Consider the following 18050-nt stretch of genomic DNA (forward strand, 5'->3'; position numbering starts at 1 on the left):
AGTCTCTGCCAACGCGCAGGCGGCGGACAATCAAGCGCACCCACGCTGAATGCCAGGCAATAACGCCGGACGATGGTCGACGGTTCAGGACCAAGCAACTTTCTGCGGCAGGTAGCTCAGCAATTTTTCGCGAAACGCCAGGTAATGGCGCAGTACCAGCGCCGGCGCTTCGGTGTGCGGGTAATGGCCAATGCCCTGCAACTGCACGGTGTCGGGGTTGGGCACCAGTTGCCGATAACGCTCGACGATGCGCGCACCCGAGATCGGGTCGACCACGCCATTGATCATGCCCAGGGCCACACCCTCGTTCCGCAACGCACCGACCCAGCGTTCGCGATAGGCACTGCGCTCCGGCACGAAGCTCACCAGCTTGTGCAGGATGCGCGTACCTCCGTGCGCCGCAATCAGGCTCCAGCAATCATCCAGGGCACTTTCGCTGGGGTGGGTGCAGGGCCCGTAGATCTGCGTGACATTGCGTACCAGGTCATCACGCCTGAACGAGCGCCCGACCAGCCAGCCCAGGCGGCTGAGCAGCAACTTCTGGATCAGCAGCACCTGGCAGCTTTCAGGGAACAGGCCGCTGTTGAGAAACACGCAGCTGGCAATTTCGGCGCGCTGCTCGTGGTGGCGCGCCAGCAACTCCTGGGCAACGCTGCCGCCATAGTCGTGGGCCAGCAGGTGCACCGGTGCGTCGACCTTGAGGTGGGCCAGCAAGGCCTGCTGGAGGTCGGCTTGTTCTATCAGGCTGTAGGTATGGTCAAGGGGTTTGGCTGAATCGCCGAACCCCAACATGTCGCAGGCGATCAGTCGAAAATGCTGGGTCAACGGCGCCCACAGGTAGTGCCAATCCCAGCTTGCAGTTGGGAATCCATGCAGCAGTAGCAGGGGCTCTCCTTGCCCTGCGGTCCAGTAGCGGATGCTCTGGCCCCGGAACGTGTAAGTCTGTCCCCGGGTACGCCAGACGCACAATGGTATCTCGGCCAATGGCATCGTCTTCGTCCCGGTTGCTAACAGTTGAGGGTGTTGGGCTTTTGTGTGTTGGGCAAGGCTGCGGTCATTGCATGTCACCTCGGCACATACATGTGCTCTCTCTGTCGAGGCAGAGTCTAGTCAGGTGACCCTCAGGTGAAACTTGCGTTGCCAGCCAGCTTGATGACTTAGCGAGTCAGTGGCACGAACGGTCACAGCAGCATGGCCAGCAGCGGCGCGGCGAACAGGTTGAGCAAGCCGGTCAGCACCATGACCAGGCCGGCCACGGAACCTTCTTCGCGGCCTACCTCGTGGGCGCGGCTGACCCCAGCGCCATGCGCGCCGACACCGAACAGCGCACCCCGCGCCAACGCCGAGCGCAACGGCAGCCAGCGCAGCAGCACACCGCCGAACAGGGCACCGAGCACACCGGTGAACATCACGAACACGGCGGTCAGCTCCGGCACGCCACCCAGATCATGGGCCAGCGGCATGGCGAATGGCGTGGTGATCGAACGTGGCACCAGAGACAGGCTGGTCGCGGTGTCCAGCGCCAGCAGGTGGGCCAGCCCCCAGGAGCTGGCGATCGAAGCTGTGCTGCCTGCCAGCATACCGAGCAGCAACGCCGGCCAATCCCGCGCCAGCATCGCTCGCTGCTGCCAGATAGGCACCGCGAAGGCCACGGTCGCCGGGCCCAGCACGCTCATCAGCCAGTGAGTGTTGCGGGCGTATTCGGCATAGGCGGTGTGCAAGGGCATTGCAACCGCCAGCAACAAGGCAGGTACCAGGATCAGTGGCGACACCAGGTAACGCCCGGTGCGCCTATACAACCAGCGGCTGCCCAGGTACGCCAGCAGGGTCAGCGCCAGCCAGAACAAGGGCATGGGTTCAAGGCTCATGGCGCAACCTCCAGCGGCACACCAGCTCGACGGTGACGGCGGTCACCACCATGACCATCAGGGTGCTCACAGCAATCACCAGCAGGATGCGCCAGCCTTCTTCGCGTACCAGGCTGCCGTAGTCGAGCAGGCTCATCAGCGCCGGAATGAAGAACAACAGCATCTCGGCCATGAGCCAGCCTGCACCCAGCTGCAAGGTGGCAGGCTGGACTACGCCGCAAGCGAACAACAGCAACAGCAGGGCCAAGCCCATGACACCGCCAGGGATCGGCCAGCCCAGCCAGCCAGCGAGCTGACCGCCGACCCAGAACAATGCCAACAGGACTGCCAGCTCGGCGAGCAGGCGCAGGGGCTTTTTCAATAACGCGGGTTTCATGGTGGGCTTCCTCGACAGGCCACCATTTTAAGATTCGGCTGCCTAGGCCAGAAGCGAATTGTTAGACTGATCACCATTCCATAATGGAATTCAAGGCATGGAATTCAAACAGCTGCGTAGCTTCATCGAAGTGGTCCAGCGCGGCGGCTTCACCCAAGCCGCACAAACGCTGCACATCAGCCAATCGGCCGTGAGCAAGCAGGTGGCCCAGCTTGAGCAGGCGCTCGGCCAGCCACTGCTCGAACGTCAGGCTTCGCACCTGCACCTGACTGCAGCCGGGCGCATTGTCCTGGAGCGTGGCGAGGCGTTGTTGCGTCAACGCCAGGCGCTGCTCAACGAGTTGGACGACCTGAGCCAGATGGAACGCGGCGAACTGCGCCTGGGTTTGCCAATGCTCGGCAGCGATGCCTTGTTCGCCGGACTGTTTGCAGAATACCGCCGGCGTCATCCGAACATTGCGATTCAGTTGCTCGAAGGCGGTAGCCGCACGGTCGAGCAGGCAGTGCACAGTGGCGAGCTGGAACTGGGCGGCAGCCTGACACCGAACGACCCTGCATTCGAACACCAGCCGTTCTGCAACGAGCCGCTGGATGCGCTGTTGCCGACCGGGCATGCACTGGCGAGGCAGAAGCAGGTCGATCTGCTGCAACTCGCCGACACGCCTTTTCTGCTGTATCAGCGCGGCTTTGTGCTGAATGAGCGGCTGCTGAAGGCTTGCCAGCAACAGGGGTTCACACCCAAGGAAGGTGGGCGCAGTGGCCAGGCGGATTTTCTGGTAGCGCTGGTGGCGGCAGGGCAAGGCGTGGTGCTGCTGCCGCGTGTGGTGGCGAAGGCCCTGGAGCGGCCTGGTGTGGTGAGGTTGCCTTTAAGGGCACCGGAGTACCTGCGCTGGGATATCGCCTTTATCTGGCGGCGTGGCGCGTACCTTTCGCGGGCTGCTAAGGCGTGGCTTGAGCTGGTGAGGCAATAGACGCTCTGCGCGCGCCCTTGTGGAGCCGGCAAGCCGGCTCCACAGACGAGGAAGAAAATGCCTCAGGCCTTCAAGGCCTCGACAAAGGCCGCCAGCCATGGCTCGGCATCGGTCTCGGGAGTGACGGTCTCGCTGGCATCGAGCTGGAGCATCGGCTGCACTTCCCGCACCCCCAGCTCGGCAAACAGCTCGCGCATCTGCTCGCCACCGCCGCAGTAGGTATCACCGTAGCTGGAATCGCCCAAGGCAATTACCCCACCCGGCAGGCCGCGCCAGGCCGCAGGCAGGGTGTCACGAATGGTGCTGTACAGCGGCATCAGGTTATCCGGCAGCTCGCCCATGCCAGTGGTCGAAGTGACCGCCAGTAACGCTTGTGGGCCAAACCCTTCGAGGTCCTGCTGGGTAGCGCGGGCAGCATGCCAGGCTTCGAAGCCTGCTGCCTTTAGCAGGGCCTCGGCATGGCGGGCGACTTCTTCGGCAGTGCCGTACACGGAGCCGGAAATAATGGCGACTTTCATCGAGAAGAGGATTCCGAAACTGAGTGAAAACGTAGGATACTAGCATTCGACGCTGGCAAAAGGCCGCCTCTACCAAAGTCCACTTTCTGCTCTATGGCCCGGACATGATCAACGCGCAACTGCTGCAATCGATGGTCGATGCTTCCAATGACGGGATTGTGGTCGCCGAACAAGAAGGCGACGACACCATCCTGATCTACGTGAATGCGGCGTTCGAACGCCTGACCGGTTTCAGCCGCGACGAAATCCTCTACCAGGATTGCCGCTTCCTGCAGGCCCATGACCGCGACCAGCTGGGCCGCGCGCGCATCCGCCAGGCGCTGGCGGAGGGCCGCCCGTGCCGCGAGGTACTGCGCAACTACCGCAAGGACGGCAGCCTGTTCTGGAACGAGCTGTCGATCACCCCAGTGCGCAGCGATACCGACCAGCGCAATTACTTCATCGGCATCCAGAAGGACGTCAGCCGCCAGGTTGAGCTGGAACGTGAACTGGCCGAATTGCACGCTCGTCGGAATTCCGACGAGCGTTCGTGAACCAAGCGCCTCCGGCACGGTCAATTTCCGTTGAAGAAATCGTCACCACCGAGTTCGATCATGCAAGCCGATGCGCTCCTGACCCAGGACGAACTGGATTTTATCCAGGACATGCAGCACTCACCGCAGTTGAACCTGGCCGACCCCATGTCGAGCCTGCTGGTCAACGGCGACCATCGCATTCAATCGTTGCTGACCCGGCTGGTCGCCAACGAACAGGTCACTCTGCAAGCGCAGTTCAACAATCAGCAGATCAGCTTCCCGCTGCAGTTGGTGGAAGACGAGTTCCACGCGGTGCACCTGCAGATCGGCTCCCCTGAAATCTACGAAGACGGCCCGATGCTGCGCCCATGGCGCTTGTCGATGGACCAACCGAGTGCGTTGTTGGACGCGCAAGGCCATGCCAGCGGCCTGCTGGTGCGTGATATTTCCTTCAAGGGCGCTCTCGTGGAAATTCGCGGGCTGCCACAAGCTCCGTCGCGCTTCGACCTGCACTTCGCGCCAGGGGGTATCCCGGCAATCACCCTGCACGGCAGGCTGCGCCGGCGCATTGGCCCTGACCTTGCCGCCTACGACCTCAGCCGCAGCCCGGCCGAGGAAGTGGAGCGGTTGCGCGAATATATTCTCCAGGCCCACCGCCAGGCGCACCCGGAGCTGCACGCTCAAGTATCGAGCTGACCGGCCAGGTACTGCCGCAACCGCCGCCGCATCAACCCAACTTCCGCACCGAGGCAGGCTACCGGGCTACCCGCCAGGCGTTCCTGGGCCACTTCTGCCGCCTCACCTGCCAGCAGCAGCGGGCACTGCAAGCCTGCAACCAGGCGGCCGAGCCTCTTGGTCATTTCCACCGAGAGTGAATGATTGGAGAACAGCACCACGGCATCCAGCCCGAGGCGCTCGCTGAACAGGGTCAGCTCTTCCAGCGGTTGCCCTGGCATCAGCGTGGTGACCCCAACTTCATCGCTGGCCAGCAGCAAACCGTTCACCAGCAGCTCCAGCTCGCGGCATTGCCCTGGCAACGGCGCCAGCAACACGTGATGGCTGCTCTTCAGGCGTGACAACTGCAATCGTGCGAACACCCGGCCGCGAAGGAACTGGTCGAGGAATAACCATTCACTGGTCTGGCCAAAGGCCGCTTGCCCCGCCGCCAGGTCGTGCCACACAGGCATGAATACCTCGGCGAATACCTGGTCCTGGCTGGTTGCGGCGAATACCTGGTCGAAAAGCCGATCCAGGGCGGCGTCATCGAAGCGCCGCACTGCGTCGCGCAGTCGGGCCTGCCAGCCTCTGGCGGTATCGGTCGACAATGCGTCCTGCATCACGGCCTGGTCACGGGCCAGAATGCTGCCGACCTTGCTGACCGCAACACCGCGCTCGAGCCAACCGAGGATACGGCGGACTTCGTCGACGTCTGCTTGCGAATACAGGCGGTGGCCGCTCTCGGTACGGGTAGGCTGGATCAGCCCGTAACGGCGCTCCCAGGCGCGCAGGGTGACGGCGTTGACCCCGGTAAGGCGGCATACTTCACGTATCGGGAACAACTCGTGGTATTCCACACCGTCTTCGACTTCCGAAGTACGTCCCTGTTTGTTCATCAGCACTGAGTAACCTGTGCGAGGTAATTGAACGCGCATTCTACTACGTGATGATAGACGGCTGGACAGCAACCGTTTGCTTCAGGATTTTGCCGCGCCAGCCAAGTACGCGACAATTCGCGCCCAATTCTTGCATGCACGCTCGCGTCGCCCACTACCCCGGGCGTCACAGCCAAGGGGCCAGCTACCCGCCAGCCCCGCCGCCAGGAGATACACGATGTCTACCCCACCCGTCACTCTGATGGTGTCGCGCCGCGCCGCTAACGGTCGCTACCAGGATCTGCTGGCCTGGCTGCACGAAGGCGAGCAACTGGCCACCGACTTCCCCGGCTATCTCGGCTCGGGCATCTTCGCTCCCCCCCGTGACAGCGACGATTTCCAGATCATTTTCCGCTTCAGCGACGAACCCACCTTGCACGCCTGGGAGCATTCCGCCTCGCGACGTGCGTGGTTGCAGCGTGGCAATGGTTTGTTCGAGCGCCCCAAAGAGAGGCGCGTGAGCGGCATCGACGACTGGTTTGGCACCAATACGGTGCAAAAACCGCCGCGCTGGAAGCAAGCTGTAGCCATCTGGCTGGCGTTCTTCCCGATATCGCTGCTGTTCAATGTGCTGTTCGGCCACTGGCTGGCAGCGCTGGAACTGGTGCCGCGCGTGCTGCTCAGCACCCTGGCCCTGACGCCAGTGATGGTCTACCTGTTCATCCCCCTCTCTACCCGCCTGCTGGCCGGCTGGCTGCATGCCGCGCCAGCGCCCGGCGCCGCTCTGCGCAGCCGCTGAGGCCGGGGCTACAAGAGCGAAACAGTTCGGGTATGCTGGGCGGCAACGACAGGACAGACAAGTTGACCGCCCGCACATGAACAGCCCCATTCTCATTACCGGAGCCAGCCAGCGCGTCGGGCTGGCTCTGGCGCTTGAGCTGGCACAGGCCGGCCACACCGTAGTCAGTGCCAGCCGCAGCGTGCAGCCGCAGCCAGCGCACCCGAACATCGTGCAGTTCCAGGCCGACTTGTGCCAGGCAGCCGACCGCCAGGCGCTGATCGATTTCCTGCAGCATCGTTACGACGGGCTGCGCGCGATCATTCACAATGCTTCGCTGTGGCTCGACGATGGCCTGGATAACCTGGAAACCATGTTCCGCCTGCACATCGAAGCCCCATACCACCTCAACCTGGCCCTGGGCGACCTGCTGGCCAAGGTGGAAAAGGCCGACATCATCCATATCTGCGACGAAACCTCCTCGCGCGGCAGCAAGAGCCACATCGGCTACGCCGCGACCAAGGCCGCGCTGCAGAACATGGTGTTGTCGTTTGCCGAAAAGTACGCGCCCAAAGTGCACGTCAACGGCATTCTGCCGGGCCTGCTGATCCTCAAGGAAGGTGGTGACGAGGCCTACCGCCAGCAGACCCTGAAAAAGGCCCTGCTGGAATTCGAACCCGGCGCCGGGCCACTGATCGATACGGTCAAGTACCTGCTCGCCAGCCAGTACAGCACCGGCAGCCAGGTGGTCATCAACGGTGGCCGCCACTTGAAGAATCGCATGACGTGAGAGAAGCCCCATGACCCCGCAAGAACAACTCGAACTCGAGGCCGCCGCCTTCCGCCGCCTGGTCGAACACCTGCAAAAGCGTACCGATGTACAGAACATCGACCTGATGAACCTGTCCGGTTTCTGCCGCAACTGCCTGTCCAAGTGGTACAAGGCCGCTGCCGACGAACGCCATCTCGAGGTCAGCCTGGACGATGCCCGCGAAGCGGTATATGGCATGCCTTACGCCGAGTGGAAAGCCCAATACCAGAAAGAAGCCAGCGCCGAGCAACAAGCGGCGTTCGAAAAAGGAAAACCCCGTGACTGACCTGAACACCCTGCGCGCCAGCCTGGCCAGCGGCGAACACGCCTTTGCCGATACCCTGGCCTTCGTTGCCGCCCACTACAGCTACCAGCCACAGGCCTTCAACAACGGTGGCGTGGAAAATGCCGCCGGACAGAACGAAGGCTCGTGCAAGACCCTGGGCCTGGCCCTGCTGGAGGGCCTGAGCGACCAGGAGGCCCTGCAGGCCTTCGGCGAACACTACCGCGATGTGGTGGCCACGCCCGAGGGCACTGACCATGGCAACATCCGCGCACTGATCAACCATGGGCTGGCGGGTGTGAAATTCGCCGAGCTGCCGCTTTCGCGCAAAGCCTGATATCGCCGGGGCTGGGATGCAGCCCAATCGCTGGCAAGCCAGCTCCCACAAGGTACCTGTGGGAGCCGGCTTGCCAGCGATGAGGCCGGTGCAGGCACCATCAGCCGATGATTTGCCCCGGCCCGCCCACCAGCACCCTGCCGCGCTGCAACCACTCCAGTGCCACTGGCCACAGGCTGGTACGGAATCGGTCATGGAAGAACGCGAAATGGCCAATTTCCTCGACCGAGATATCCACAGGCGCAATCCGCAGATGCTGTCGCTCGGCAACCTGAAGGTAACCCAGTAATCGCTCGGTCGCTGCCACAGTACCGAACGGGTCGTCGGTCAGGCTGATCGCCAGGGTTGCCGCACGTACCTGTGCAAACGGCGCCACTTCCAGGCTGCGACCGCTGGGGCGGTGCTCATAGCGAGGGGTACGGGTAGTCCAGTCGCGCACCACGCCTGCCGGGGTATCTTCCATCCAGCCCAGGCGCTTACCGGGAAAGTAGCCGAACGCACGGGTCAGCAGCGGCATCACCACATGCCATTTGCCAAATAGCTGCAAACGCTGGTCAGCCGCATAATCGCGCCAATAGGCGAACTGCGCACCCACCATCAGTACCCGCCGCACCTGCCCGGCAGAAGGCGCCAGGCCAACGGCGCAACCGCCGAAGCTGTGGCCCACGACATCCACCGGCTGGCCGGGGAACGCTTGCGCCGCATGCGTCAGCATGGCCTCGAAATCCAGCCGCCCCCAATCGCTCCAGGAAGCCTGGAAACCGCGCAATGAAAGCGGCCGCGATTCGCCGATACCACGGTAATCGTAGGTCAGCACATCGAAACCCTGGGCGAACAGGTAGTCGGCAAAACGCGAATAATAGCGGCAGCGTACCGAGGTGGCAGCGTTGATGATCACCAGCGGGCGCTGGGGATCGGCCTGGGCATGGCGCCAGCAGAAGCCGCCGAGGCTGTAGCCATCTGCGGTAGTCTGGCGAAAGGGTGTGGCGGGCTGGGTGAGGCTGCTCATGGCGCGCTTTCCTGTGGTTGTGCGCCAACGCTAGCAAAAAAACTTTTGTCTGTACCGGCCCTATCGCAGGCAAGCCGACTCCCACAGGCCTCCAGGCAAGTGGAGAACCTGTGGGAGCCGGTTTGCCGGCGATAGGGCCAGCGCGGCCCTGCTTACAGCTCGATGCAGTCGAACTTCACATCGGTGGCCACGTCTTCGTCGTAGTTGACGTCTTTACGCTCGAAGCCGAACAGGTTGAGGAACTGCTTCTTGTAACCGGCGTAGTCGGTCAGCTGGAACAGGTTCTCGGTGGTCACTTGCGGCCACATGGCCTTGCAGGCGTCCTGTACATCGTCACGCAGTTCCCAGTCGTCCAGGCGCAAGCGGCCTTTCTCGTCCAGCTCAGCCGGAGCACCGTCAGCGCGGTACATACGGTCACGGAACATGCGGTCCAGTTGATCCTGGGTACCTTCGTGAACGCCCTTCTCCTGCATGATCTTGAAGACCATCGACAGGTACAGTGGCATCACCGGAATGGCCGAACTGGCCTGGGTGACGACCGACTTGAGCACAGCCACGTTGGCGCTGCCACCTACCTTCTCGGCCAAGCGCTGGGCAGTCTCGTCCAGGTCCTGCTTGGCCTTGCCCAAAGCACCGTGCCAGTAAATCGGCCAGGTAATTTCGGTGCCGATGTAGCTGAAGGCCACGGTGCGAGCCTGTGGCGCGAGTACGCCAGCGGCGTTCAGGGCATCGATCCACAGCTCCCAGTCCTGGCCACCCATGACGGTGATGGTGTCCTGGATTTCCTGCTCGGTGGCTGGCTCGATGCTGGCCTCGATGATGGTGTCTTTGTTGGTGTCGATGGCGGTCGACTTGTACGGCTGGCCGATTGGCTTGAGCGCCGAGCGGATCACTTCACCGGTCTGCGGCAGCTTGCGCACAGGCGAGGCCAGGGAGTAGATGACCAGGTCGACCTGGCCACCCATTTCATTCTTGATCAGCTCGATGACCTTGGCGCGGGCTTCGTCGGAGAAGGCGTCACCGTTGATCGACTTGCTGTACAGGCCCTCGGCCTTGGCGAACTTGTCGAAGGCGGCAGCGTTGTACCAGCCGGCGGTACCAGCCTTGGTTTCGGTACCAGGCTTTTCGAAGAACACGCCCAGGGTGTCGGCCTTGAAGCCGAAGGCGGCGGTGATGCGCGCCGCCAGGCCGTAGCCGCTGGAAGCACCGATGACCAGGACCTTCTTCGGGCCATCCTCGCGCACGCCCAGCTTGCGGGTGGCTTCGATCTGGTCACGGACGTTGAGCTCGCAGCCCTTCGGGTGAGTCGTGGTGCAGATGAAACCGCGAACCTTAGGATGAATGATGGCCAATGTCTGTACCTCGTCAGGTTTATGCTGGGGAAGCGCCAACACGGGCGCTTCCGATTGATCAGAGGGTGAGACTACCCCCGCAAGTTATCCGACACATATTACGGGCTGATCGGAGGGATGCAAAACCGCCCGCGTCAATCTTGGCCCAGCACGCCCTTGAGCCAATCGAGAAACTGCCTGGCCAGCGGGTCGCCCTGGCTGTCCCGGTGCACCAGGCAAGCCCAGGCCGGGCCCCTTACCCGCTGCGCCGACAACGCCTGCAACTGCCCCTGTTGCACTGCCCGCCTGGCCAGCAACTGGCTGACCAGGGCCACGCCCAGGCCTTCGCTCGCGGCATCGAGTAACAGACCAGGGTCGGAGAAGTTCAGCCCCTTGCCCTGCTGCCCGACATCCTCGCCGCCTTCCAGTTGCCAATGGCTCCAGTCCATCTCGCGCTCGCCATGCAGGGTGGTGCGGGCGTGGGCCGCGGCCAGCGAAGGGTGGCAGGCCGGGTACAGGTGGTCCTGGAGCAGCACGCTGAAGCTGCACTCGGCCTGGGCACTGAGGTCATCGCGGATGGCCAGATCGATGGTTTCGGTGGCCATGTCCGGCACCTCGAAGCTGGTGAACAGCCACAGGTCGACCTCCGGGCAGCGCTGATGAAAATCGGCCAGTCGCGGCAGCAGCCAATGCCGGGCGAACGCCGGCGTGGTATTGACCACCAATTGGTTGGGCTTGCGGTACTGGTCGAGGCGACGGATGCCGACCGCCAGGTGCTGCAACATCGACTGAGTGGTGCTGAGCAGGTCGTGGCCGGCATCGGTCAGGCTTACGCTGCGGCCGCTGCGGTGGAACAACGGTTGCTCCAGGTAGGTTTCCAGGCTGCGGATCTGTTGACTGATGGCCGACTGAGTCAGGTTCAGCGCCTCGGCGGCTTTGTGGAAGCTGCCCAGCCGCGCAGCGGCTTCGAACCCTCTCAGGGCGTTGAGAGGTGGCCAGTGTTTAAGCATGATCGATAAGCCTTGCTAATCAGATATACGCTAAATCTATCGTTTGTCGCTGCCTCTTCATAGCCATAGCATGGTCACCAACACCCGCGACGACGGGCTTCGTTGATAAAAATCCTTAATAGATCGGAGTTCTCTATGGACCTGTCCCTCGACAGCGGCTGGCGCATGCCTGCCGAATGGGCCCGCCACGCTGCCACCTGGATGATCTGGCCGCATAACCAGGCATTGTGGGAAAGCGGCTGGCAGGTAAGCCTGGCCGATGTGCAACGCGACTTCGCCCGGGTAGCTGCCGCCATCGCCCGCTTCGAGCCGGTGAAGATGGTCGTCGACCCTTCGGCCCTGGCCAGCGCGCGTGCCCTGTGCGGCGCCAATATCGAACTGATTGAGCTGGCCGTCGACGACAGCTGGTGCCGGGACAGCGGCCCAAGCTTTGTCTGCCACCCGCAACACGGCCTCGCCGGCCTGAGCTGGCGTTTCAATGCCTGGGGCGACAAGTCCGCCCATGGTCATGACCGCAGCCTGGGGCGACGCATACTCGACCATCTGGGCCTCGACGGCTTCAGCACCGCCTTGTGCAACGAAGGTGGCGCCATTCATGTGGACGGCGAAGGCACCCTGATCACCACCGAATCGGTGCTGCTCAACCCCAACCGCAACCCCGGCATCAGCAAGGCCGAGTTCGAGCGCTGCTTCGCTCGCCATCTGGGCATTCGCAAAACCATCTGGCTGCCGGGCGACCCGCATTACGTCACCGGCGACATGACCGATGGCCACGTGGACGGCGTGTGCGCGTTCGCCCGCCCCGGGGTGCTGCTGGTCGACGCCACCCATGACCAGGGCTCGGTGTACGCCGAAGTGGTACGGGAAAACCGCCGCGCCCTGGAACTGGCCAGCGACGCCCAGGGCCGTCGCTTCGAACTGCTCGACCTGTACGAAGCCAGCGCTGCAGTCGACCCGGATGCCGAGGTGTTCTGCGCCTCTTACACCAACTTCTACCTCGCCAACGGCGCGGTGATCATGCCGGCCTATGGCATCGCCGCCGACGACGCGGCCGCCGCCCAACTGGCCCATGCCTTCCCCGACCGGGAAATCGTACCCGTGCGCATCGACCACATCGCCCACGGCGGGGGTGGCATCCATTGCATCACCCAGCAGCAACCCGAGGTGCAGCCATGAGCCTGCTGCGCGTCGCCACCACGCAGATGCCGTGCAGCTGGAACCTGCCCGAAAACCTCGACCGCGCCGAACAGCTGGTGCGCCAGGCCGCCGCCCAGGGCGCCCAGGTGATTCTGCTGCAGGAGTTGTTCGCCACGCCGTACTTCTGCATCGAGCAGGACCATAGCCACCAGGCCCTGGCCGAGCCCTATGCCGACAGCCCGATCCTGCAGCGCTTCGCCGCGCTGGCCGGCGAGCTCGGCGTGGTCCTGCCACTGAGCTGGTACGAACGAGCCGGCAATGCCTTCTTCAACTCGCTGACCGTCGCCGATGCCGACGGCCGCCTGCTCGGGGTCTATCGCAAGACTCACATTCCCAACGCCATCGGCTACCAGGAGAAGGAATACTTCAGCCCCGGCGACACCGGTTTCAAGGTCTGGGACACCGCCTTCGGGCGCCTGGGCATCGGCATCTGCTGGGACCAGTGGTTCCCCGAAACCGCCCGCTGCCTGGCCCTGTTGGGTGCCGAAGTGCTGTTGTTCCCCACCGCCATCGGCTCCGAACCCGGCGCCGCCGAGCTGGACTCGCGTGACCATTGGCAGGTCACCATGCGCGGCCATGCCGCGGCCAACCTGCTGCCGGTGGTGGCAGCCAACCGCGTCGGCGAGGAAGTCGCCAGCAGCGACCCGAGCCTTGCCATGCGCTTCTACGGCTCATCGTTCATCTGCGACCACAAGGGTGCGCTGCTGGCCGAAGCCGACCGCAGCAGCGCCGGCATCTGGCTGCACGACCTGGACCTGGCGCGCATGCGCGAGGACCGCCTGACCTGGGGCATCTACCGCGACCGCCGCCCCGAAATGTACGCGCCCCTGCTGACCCTTGACGGCAATCACCCCCATCTTGCGAGGGCCTGACCATGAAACTGCCTCACCTGGCGGCACTGGCCCTAGCCCTGTGCGCCGCCCACGCCCAGGCCGAACAGCCGACGTTGCGCTTGTACAATTGGGCCGACTATTTTGCCGCCGACACGCTCAAGCAGTTCACTGCCGAAACCGGCATCCAGGTGATCTACGACGTGATGGACGGCAGCGAAGTGCTCGAAGCCAAGCTGATGTCCGGGCGCAGCGGCTATGACCTGGTGTTCCCCGGCGACACCGTGGCCGAGCGCCTGATGCGGGCCGGCAGCCTGCAGAAACTCGACCGCAGCCGCCTGGAATCGCTGGACGACATCGAACCAGGCCTGCGCAAGCTGCATGACCAGTACCCCAAGGCCAGCCAGGCCACTGTGCCCTACACCTGGGGCACCATCGGCCTGACGTCGAATGCCGGCATGATCCGCCAGCGCATGCCCGATGCGCCGCTGGACAACCTCGATCTGCTGTTCAAACCTGAGCTGGCCGCCAAGTTCGCCGACTGCGGCATCTCGATCATCGACTCGCCCGATGAAGTGCTGGCCGTGGTCCTCAACTACCTGGGCCGCGAACCCCGCAGCGCCAAGCGCGAAGACCTGGCAGCGGCCAGTGAACTGCTCAAGGCGGTGCGCCCGTACATCCGCAAGTTCCAGTCGCAACCGGTCACCGAGCTGGTCAACGAGAATCTATGCCTGTCGCTCGGCTACAGTGGCGACGTGATCCAGGCCCAGCGCACCGCAGAAGCCGCTGGCAAACAAATCGACTTCCAATACCGCGTACCGCGCCAGGGCACCACGGTGTGGATGGACACCATGGCGATACCCACCGATGCCAAGCACCCGGAGTACGCCTATCGTTTCATCAACTTCGTCATGCGCCCGCAGAACATGGCCGCGATCAGCAACTTCACCGGTTACCCCACGGCCAGCGCCAAGGCCCGCGAAGCGGTGGAGCCGCGGCTGCGTGACAACCCCGATATCTACCTAGACGAAGCCACCTATGCCCGGCTTATCCCGGGCCGTGACATCCCCCAGGCCGACATGCGTGCACGCATGCGGGTATGGACGCGCTTCAAGACTGCACAGGACTGAACCATGCCAAGCCGTAGAACCTTCCTGCAACTGTCACTGGCCGCCGGCCTCGGGGCCAGCCTGGGCTTGCCCCTGGGCCTGGCCCGCGCCGAAGAGGCTGGCCGCTGGTTCATGCCCGACGAGGGCGAGCCCCAGCAACGCGCCTTCATTGCATTCGGCGCGCAGGACGCCATCTGGGAAGACTTCACCGCCGACGTGCAAGCAGCCCTGGGCCGCATTGCCAAGGCCATTGCCCGCTACCAACCGGTGACGGTGTTCTACCGCGCCAACGAGCGCGCACTCGCCGAGCAGCATTGCGCCAGCCCCAACACCCAGTTCGTGTCCTGCGGGTTGGATGACATCTGGATGCGCGACATAGGCGCCAACTTCGTGGTCGATGACGGCAAAGGCCTGGCCGCGGTGGACTTCAACTTCAACGGCTGGGGCAACAAGCAGCGCCACCGCAACGATGCCCAGCTGGCCAAGCGTGTCGCCGCACTGGCCGGCGCACACTATCAGCGCAGCGAGCTGGTGGGCGAAGGCGGCGCCATCGAAGTGGATGGCCATGGCACCGGCATCATGACCGAAAGCAGCTGGATCAACGCCAACCGCAACCCTGGCTGGAGCAAGGCCGAGGTCGAGGCCGAACTCAAGGCGCGCCTGGGGCTGAGCAAGATCATCTGGTTGCCGGGCATTGCAGGTGAGGACATCACCGATGGCCATGTGGATTTCTATGCCCGCTTCGTGCGCCCGGGTGTGGTGATTGCCAACCTCGACAACGACCCCGAGTCCTATGACTACGAAGTGACTCGCAAGCACCTAGAGATACTCAAGAAGGCTACCGATGCCGAAGGTCGCGCCTTGCAGGTGCACCTGGTATCGCCGCCGCTGAAGGGGCGCCGCAACAGGTTCAGCAAAAGCGCCGATTTCGCGGCGGGCTACATCAACTATTTCGTCATCAATGGTGCGGTCATCGCCCCGCAGTTCGGTGATGCGCAGGCCGATGAAAAGGCGCGGGCATTGCTGGCCAGCTTGTACCCAGGGCGAGAAATCGTGCAGGTGGACATCGATGCGATCGCGGCGGGTGGTGGTGGCATTCACTGCGTCACTCACCAGTGTCCGGCCTAGAAGGCCAGTCGGGCCCTATCGCCGGCAAGCCGGCTCCCACAGGATTGCGGGGGTACTTGTGGGAGCCGGCTTGCCGGCGATAGGGCCAGCCCGAACAACACACCATCATGGCTCTTCAGGCACACGCCGCCTGCGCCCGGTCAGCATCGACAGCGGCAGGTTCTCGCGCAAGCGCACGCTTTCGACAATCGCCGCCAGCACATGCACGCAGACCAGCGCCAACACCGCATCGGCCAGGAAGCTATGGATCTCCATGGGCCAGTCAGCCCCCCACAGCGCATCGATTTCCTGCGATGCCCAACCCGTCAACCCCAGGCCCGTGATACCCGACAACATCAGCAGCATCACCAGCGCCCCAATTGGCGAATGCCCCAACCGATGGTAAGGCTGCCCCTTGATCAACGCCCGGGCGTGGGCCGCAAGGCGAGCAGGTGTTGGCCAAAAATCGGACCAGCGCGCGCTTTGCGGCCCGATGAAGCCCCACACCGTACGAACCAGCACACAGCCCAAGGCGTAGTAACCGAGCCACTGGTGCCAGTCGTCACCCTCTTCATTGAAAAAATAATCGGCAAAGAACACCACGGCGAACGACAGGTGACACAAGCGCAACAACGGGTCCCAAAGTTTTACCGACGCGCCTTGCATCAGTCTTCGATCTCGGACTTCACCGCCTTGCCGGTGACCGGGTCATGGTAGATCTCGACCTTCTTGCCATCCTTGTTGAACCCATAGATCTCGTAGCAGTTGCCCTTGGTGACCTTGAACTTGTTGATTTTGTAGCCCTGTTCCTTGAGCTGGGCCTGGAATTTCTCCTGGTCTTGCCAGGTGCTCTTGTCGGCGTCGGTGCATTGCGTGGCGGCGAAGGCGGCACTGCTGCCCAGTAGCAGGGTGACGGCAATCAAAATACGCATGGCGATGTGCTCCAGTCAGTGAATTGAAAGGCTTGGCCGAACGTTTCCAGCTTAGTCGAGGGTGGTGCCAGCCTCTTCATCTCGCCGTATTCATTTGCTTTCCCGATCAATGGCAAAGAAAAACAAATTTAACAAATGAGCCGAAGCCGCCGATGCTGACGGCACATTGCACATTGCCTGGAGAACAACACTATGAACGACGTGGTCATCGTCGCCGCTACCCGCACCGCCATCGGCACCTTCCAGGGCGCCCTGGCCACGGTGCCGGCCGTCGACCTCGGCGCTGCCGTGATCAAGCGCCTGCTGGAACAGACCGGGCTGGACCCGGCCCAGGTCGACGAAGTGATCCTTGGCCAGGTACTCACTGCCGGTGCCGGACAGAACCCTGCTCGCCAGGCCGCGATCAAGGCCGGCCTGCCCTACAGCGTGCCGGCGCTGACCCTGAACAAGGTCTGCGGCTCGGGCCTCAAGGCTCTGCACCTGGCTGCCCAGGCCATCCGTTGCGGCGATGCCGAGGTGGTGATTGCCGGTGGCCAGGAGAACATGAGCCTGGCGCCCTATGTGATGCCGGCGGCACGCACCGGCCAGCGCATGGGCCATGGCCAGTTGATCGACAGCATGATCACCGATGGCCTGTGGGATGCCTTCAACGACTATCACATGGGCATCACCGCAGAAAACCTGGTGGACAAGTACGGCCTCAGCCGTGAACAACAGGACGCCTTCGCCGCCGCTTCCCAGCAGAAGGCCGTGGCCGCTATCGAAGCGGGCCGCTTCCAGGACGAGATCACGCCAATCGTATTGCCGCAAAAGAAAGGCGATCCGAAGGTCTTCGACCGTGACGAACAACCGCGACCGGATACCACCGTCGACTCCCTGGCCAAGCTGCGCCCGGCGTTCAAGAAGGACGGCAGCGTCACCGCCGGCAACGCCTCCAGCCTCAACGACGGCGCGGCCGCAGTGCTGTTGATGAGCGCGAGCAAGGCCAAGGCCCTGGGCCTGCCGGTGCTGGCGAAGATTGCCGCCTATGCCAGCGCCGGGGTAGACCCGGCGATCATGGGCATCGGCCCGGTCACGGCCACCCAACGCTGCCTGGACAAGGCTGGCTGGCAATTGGCCGACCTCGACCTGATCGAAGCCAACGAAGCCTTCGCCGCCCAGGCACTGGCGGTGGGCAAGGCGCTGGAGTGGAATGCCGACCGGGTCAACGTCAATGGCGGGGCGATTGCCCTGGGCCACCCGATTGGTGCGTCGGGGTGCCGAGTACTGGTGACGCTGCTGCATGAAATGATCAAGCGCGATGCGCGCAAAGGGCTGGCCACGCTGTGCATCGGTGGTGGCCAGGGTGTGGCGTTGGCGATCGAGCGTTGATTCGGCCGCGATAGCAGTGGCCTCATCGCCGGCTTGCCGGCGATGAGGCCGGTACAGGCAAACGGCAATGTCTCATCCAGAGCAACACCCTGCGCCTGCAGACATG

Annotated in this window: 22 protein-coding genes; 12 read left to right on the forward strand and 10 right to left on the reverse strand. The window is 63.4% G+C overall.

Annotated features, from left to right (window positions below):
• Window positions 1-84 precede the first annotated feature (84 nt).
• From KU43P_RS22910 to KU43P_RS22920, 3 genes are all read right to left on the reverse strand, one after another.
• Window positions 85-990 (reverse strand): alpha/beta fold hydrolase, encoded by a 906-nt coding sequence (locus KU43P_RS22910; protein WP_317659797.1) that lies wholly within the window; start codon window positions 988-990, stop codon window positions 85-87.
• 191 nt (window positions 991-1181) lie between these two features.
• Window positions 1182-1868, reverse strand: a complete 687-nt coding sequence (locus KU43P_RS22915; protein ID WP_317659798.1) for an LrgB family protein — start codon at window positions 1866-1868, stop codon at window positions 1182-1184.
• Window positions 1858-2244 (reverse strand): CidA/LrgA family protein, encoded by a 387-nt coding sequence (locus KU43P_RS22920; RefSeq protein WP_317659799.1) that lies wholly within the window; start codon window positions 2242-2244, stop codon window positions 1858-1860. The genes KU43P_RS22915 and KU43P_RS22920 overlap by 11 nt, the downstream gene beginning before the upstream one ends.
• A 97-nt stretch (window positions 2245-2341) precedes the next feature.
• Between KU43P_RS22920 and KU43P_RS22925 the strand changes: the two genes are divergently transcribed.
• Window positions 2342-3214 carry a LysR family transcriptional regulator gene (locus KU43P_RS22925; protein ID WP_317659800.1) on the forward strand — a complete coding sequence of 291 codons (873 nt, stop codon included), beginning with the start codon at window positions 2342-2344 and terminating at the stop codon, window positions 3212-3214.
• A 62-nt stretch (window positions 3215-3276) separates the two neighbouring features.
• On the opposite strand, the gene KU43P_RS22930 is transcribed toward KU43P_RS22925, so the two are convergent.
• Window positions 3277-3732 (reverse strand): flavodoxin, encoded by a 456-nt coding sequence (locus KU43P_RS22930; RefSeq protein ID WP_317659802.1) that lies wholly within the window; start codon window positions 3730-3732, stop codon window positions 3277-3279.
• Between the two features lie 104 nt (window positions 3733-3836).
• Between KU43P_RS22930 and KU43P_RS22935 the strand changes: the two genes are divergently transcribed.
• The gene (locus tag KU43P_RS22935; protein WP_317659804.1) at window positions 3837-4265 is read left to right on the forward strand and encodes a PAS domain S-box protein; all 429 of its coding nucleotides are present in this window, start codon (window positions 3837-3839) and stop codon (window positions 4263-4265) included.
• 60 nt (window positions 4266-4325) lie between these two features.
• Window positions 4326-4943, forward strand: coding sequence for a hypothetical protein (locus tag KU43P_RS22940; protein ID WP_317659805.1), 618 nt, complete (start codon window positions 4326-4328; stop codon window positions 4941-4943).
• On the opposite strand, the gene KU43P_RS22945 is transcribed toward KU43P_RS22940, so the two are convergent.
• Window positions 4928-5860, reverse strand: a complete 933-nt coding sequence (locus KU43P_RS22945) for a MerR family transcriptional regulator (RefSeq protein WP_317659806.1) — start codon at window positions 5858-5860, stop codon at window positions 4928-4930. The two genes, KU43P_RS22940 and KU43P_RS22945, sit on opposite strands and share 16 nt — an antisense overlap.
• A 217-nt stretch (window positions 5861-6077) precedes the next feature.
• On the opposite strand from KU43P_RS22945, the gene KU43P_RS22950 reads away from it, so the two are divergent.
• The 4 genes from KU43P_RS22950 to KU43P_RS22965 all read left to right on the forward strand — a co-directional run bounded on the left by KU43P_RS22950 (window position 6078) and on the right by KU43P_RS22965 (window position 8048).
• Window positions 6078-6638, forward strand: a complete 561-nt coding sequence (locus tag KU43P_RS22950) for an antibiotic biosynthesis monooxygenase (protein ID WP_317659807.1) — start codon at window positions 6078-6080, stop codon at window positions 6636-6638.
• Window positions 6639-6714: 76 nt separating this feature from the next.
• Window positions 6715-7407, forward strand: a complete 693-nt coding sequence (gene folM / locus KU43P_RS22955) for a dihydromonapterin reductase (protein WP_317659808.1) — start codon at window positions 6715-6717, stop codon at window positions 7405-7407.
• 10 nt (window positions 7408-7417) lie between these two features.
• Window positions 7418-7714: a DUF1244 domain-containing protein gene (locus KU43P_RS22960; protein WP_317659810.1), complete on the forward strand. Its 297-nt coding sequence runs from the start codon at window positions 7418-7420 to the stop codon at window positions 7712-7714.
• A complete protein-coding gene (locus KU43P_RS22965; protein WP_317659812.1) occupies window positions 7707-8048 on the forward strand; it encodes a HopJ type III effector protein in 342 nt (113 codons plus the stop codon). Before KU43P_RS22960 ends, KU43P_RS22965 begins: the two co-directional genes overlap by 8 nt.
• 100 nt (window positions 8049-8148) lie before the next feature.
• Here the strand turns inward: KU43P_RS22965 and KU43P_RS22970 are convergent, their stop codons facing one another.
• The 3 genes from KU43P_RS22970 to KU43P_RS22980 all read right to left on the reverse strand — a co-directional run bounded on the left by KU43P_RS22970 (window position 8149) and on the right by KU43P_RS22980 (window position 11398).
• Entirely contained in the window at window positions 8149-9057 is a 909-nt protein-coding gene (locus KU43P_RS22970; RefSeq protein ID WP_317659813.1) for an alpha/beta fold hydrolase, read from the reverse strand.
• 152 nt (window positions 9058-9209) lie between these two features.
• On the reverse strand, window positions 9210-10409 hold the full coding sequence (gene fabV / locus KU43P_RS22975; protein WP_317659814.1) for an enoyl-ACP reductase FabV: 1200 nt from the start codon (window positions 10407-10409) through the stop codon (window positions 9210-9212).
• Between the two features lie 134 nt (window positions 10410-10543).
• Window positions 10544-11398, reverse strand: coding sequence for a LysR substrate-binding domain-containing protein (locus KU43P_RS22980; RefSeq protein ID WP_317659815.1), 855 nt, complete (start codon window positions 11396-11398; stop codon window positions 10544-10546).
• Window positions 11399-11533: 135 nt separating this feature from the next.
• Between KU43P_RS22980 and KU43P_RS22985 the strand changes: the two genes are divergently transcribed.
• The 4 genes from KU43P_RS22985 to KU43P_RS23000 are packed head-to-tail and all read left to right on the forward strand — an operon-like array spanning window position 11534 to window position 15662.
• Window positions 11534-12574, forward strand: a complete 1041-nt coding sequence (locus KU43P_RS22985; RefSeq protein WP_317659816.1) for an agmatine/peptidylarginine deiminase — start codon at window positions 11534-11536, stop codon at window positions 12572-12574.
• The gene (gene aguB / locus KU43P_RS22990) at window positions 12571-13467 is read left to right on the forward strand and encodes an N-carbamoylputrescine amidase (protein WP_317659817.1); all 897 of its coding nucleotides are present in this window, start codon (window positions 12571-12573) and stop codon (window positions 13465-13467) included. The genes KU43P_RS22985 and aguB overlap by 4 nt, the downstream gene beginning before the upstream one ends.
• Window positions 13468-13469: 2 nt before the next feature.
• Complete coding sequence (locus KU43P_RS22995; protein ID WP_317659819.1) at window positions 13470-14555, forward strand: extracellular solute-binding protein; 1086 nt, start codon at window positions 13470-13472, stop codon at window positions 14553-14555.
• Window positions 14556-14558: 3 nt separating this feature from the next.
• Window positions 14559-15662 (forward strand): agmatine/peptidylarginine deiminase, encoded by a 1104-nt coding sequence (locus tag KU43P_RS23000; protein ID WP_317659820.1) that lies wholly within the window; start codon window positions 14559-14561, stop codon window positions 15660-15662.
• Between the two features lie 105 nt (window positions 15663-15767).
• On the opposite strand, the gene KU43P_RS23005 is transcribed toward KU43P_RS23000, so the two are convergent.
• Together KU43P_RS23005 and KU43P_RS23010 are read right to left on the reverse strand one after the other, a co-directional pair.
• On the reverse strand, window positions 15768-16307 hold the full coding sequence (locus KU43P_RS23005) for a cytochrome b/b6 domain-containing protein (RefSeq protein ID WP_317659821.1): 540 nt from the start codon (window positions 16305-16307) through the stop codon (window positions 15768-15770).
• The gene (locus tag KU43P_RS23010) at window positions 16307-16573 is read right to left on the reverse strand and encodes a PepSY domain-containing protein (RefSeq protein ID WP_317659822.1); all 267 of its coding nucleotides are present in this window, start codon (window positions 16571-16573) and stop codon (window positions 16307-16309) included. Before KU43P_RS23010 ends, KU43P_RS23005 begins: the two co-directional genes overlap by 1 nt.
• 192 nt (window positions 16574-16765) lie before the next feature.
• On the opposite strand from KU43P_RS23010, the gene KU43P_RS23015 reads away from it, so the two are divergent.
• Window positions 16766-17944, forward strand: coding sequence for an acetyl-CoA C-acetyltransferase (locus tag KU43P_RS23015; RefSeq protein WP_317659824.1), 1179 nt, complete (start codon window positions 16766-16768; stop codon window positions 17942-17944).
• The last annotated feature ends 106 nt before the right edge of the window (window positions 17945-18050 follow it).

Source organism: Pseudomonas sp. KU43P (assembly GCF_033095865.1).
In the GTDB taxonomy this organism is placed as follows: domain Bacteria; phylum Pseudomonadota; class Gammaproteobacteria; order Pseudomonadales; family Pseudomonadaceae; genus Aquipseudomonas.

Coding starts and splice junctions, on each gene's coding strand:
- KU43P_RS22985 (WP_317659816.1), top strand. CDS start 11,534: ATGGACCTGTCCCTCGACAGCGGCTGGCGCATGCCTGCCGAATGGGCC.
- folM (WP_317659808.1), top strand. CDS start 6,715: ATGAACAGCCCCATTCTCATTACCGGAGCCAGCCAGCGCGTCGGGCTG.
- KU43P_RS22970 (WP_317659813.1), bottom strand. CDS start 9,057: ATGAGCAGCCTCACCCAGCCCGCCACACCCTTTCGCCAGACTACCGCA.
- KU43P_RS23000 (WP_317659820.1), top strand. CDS start 14,559: ATGCCAAGCCGTAGAACCTTCCTGCAACTGTCACTGGCCGCCGGCCTC.
- aguB (WP_317659817.1), top strand. CDS start 12,571: ATGAGCCTGCTGCGCGTCGCCACCACGCAGATGCCGTGCAGCTGGAAC.
- KU43P_RS22930 (WP_317659802.1), bottom strand. CDS start 3,732: ATGAAAGTCGCCATTATTTCCGGCTCCGTGTACGGCACTGCCGAAGAA.
- KU43P_RS22910 (WP_317659797.1), bottom strand. CDS start 990: ATGCCATTGGCCGAGATACCATTGTGCGTCTGGCGTACCCGGGGACAG.
- KU43P_RS22920 (WP_317659799.1), bottom strand. CDS start 2,244: ATGAAACCCGCGTTATTGAAAAAGCCCCTGCGCCTGCTCGCCGAGCTG.
- KU43P_RS23015 (WP_317659824.1), top strand. CDS start 16,766: ATGAACGACGTGGTCATCGTCGCCGCTACCCGCACCGCCATCGGCACC.
- KU43P_RS22960 (WP_317659810.1), top strand. CDS start 7,418: ATGACCCCGCAAGAACAACTCGAACTCGAGGCCGCCGCCTTCCGCCGC.
- KU43P_RS23010 (WP_317659822.1), bottom strand. CDS start 16,573: ATGCGTATTTTGATTGCCGTCACCCTGCTACTGGGCAGCAGTGCCGCC.
- KU43P_RS23005 (WP_317659821.1), bottom strand. CDS start 16,307: ATGCAAGGCGCGTCGGTAAAACTTTGGGACCCGTTGTTGCGCTTGTGT.
- KU43P_RS22940 (WP_317659805.1), top strand. CDS start 4,326: ATGCAAGCCGATGCGCTCCTGACCCAGGACGAACTGGATTTTATCCAG.
- KU43P_RS22950 (WP_317659807.1), top strand. CDS start 6,078: ATGTCTACCCCACCCGTCACTCTGATGGTGTCGCGCCGCGCCGCTAAC.
- KU43P_RS22995 (WP_317659819.1), top strand. CDS start 13,470: ATGAAACTGCCTCACCTGGCGGCACTGGCCCTAGCCCTGTGCGCCGCC.
- KU43P_RS22925 (WP_317659800.1), top strand. CDS start 2,342: ATGGAATTCAAACAGCTGCGTAGCTTCATCGAAGTGGTCCAGCGCGGC.
- KU43P_RS22915 (WP_317659798.1), bottom strand. CDS start 1,868: ATGAGCCTTGAACCCATGCCCTTGTTCTGGCTGGCGCTGACCCTGCTG.
- KU43P_RS22935 (WP_317659804.1), top strand. CDS start 3,837: ATGATCAACGCGCAACTGCTGCAATCGATGGTCGATGCTTCCAATGAC.
- KU43P_RS22980 (WP_317659815.1), bottom strand. CDS start 11,398: ATGCTTAAACACTGGCCACCTCTCAACGCCCTGAGAGGGTTCGAAGCC.
- KU43P_RS22945 (WP_317659806.1), bottom strand. CDS start 5,860: ATGAACAAACAGGGACGTACTTCGGAAGTCGAAGACGGTGTGGAATAC.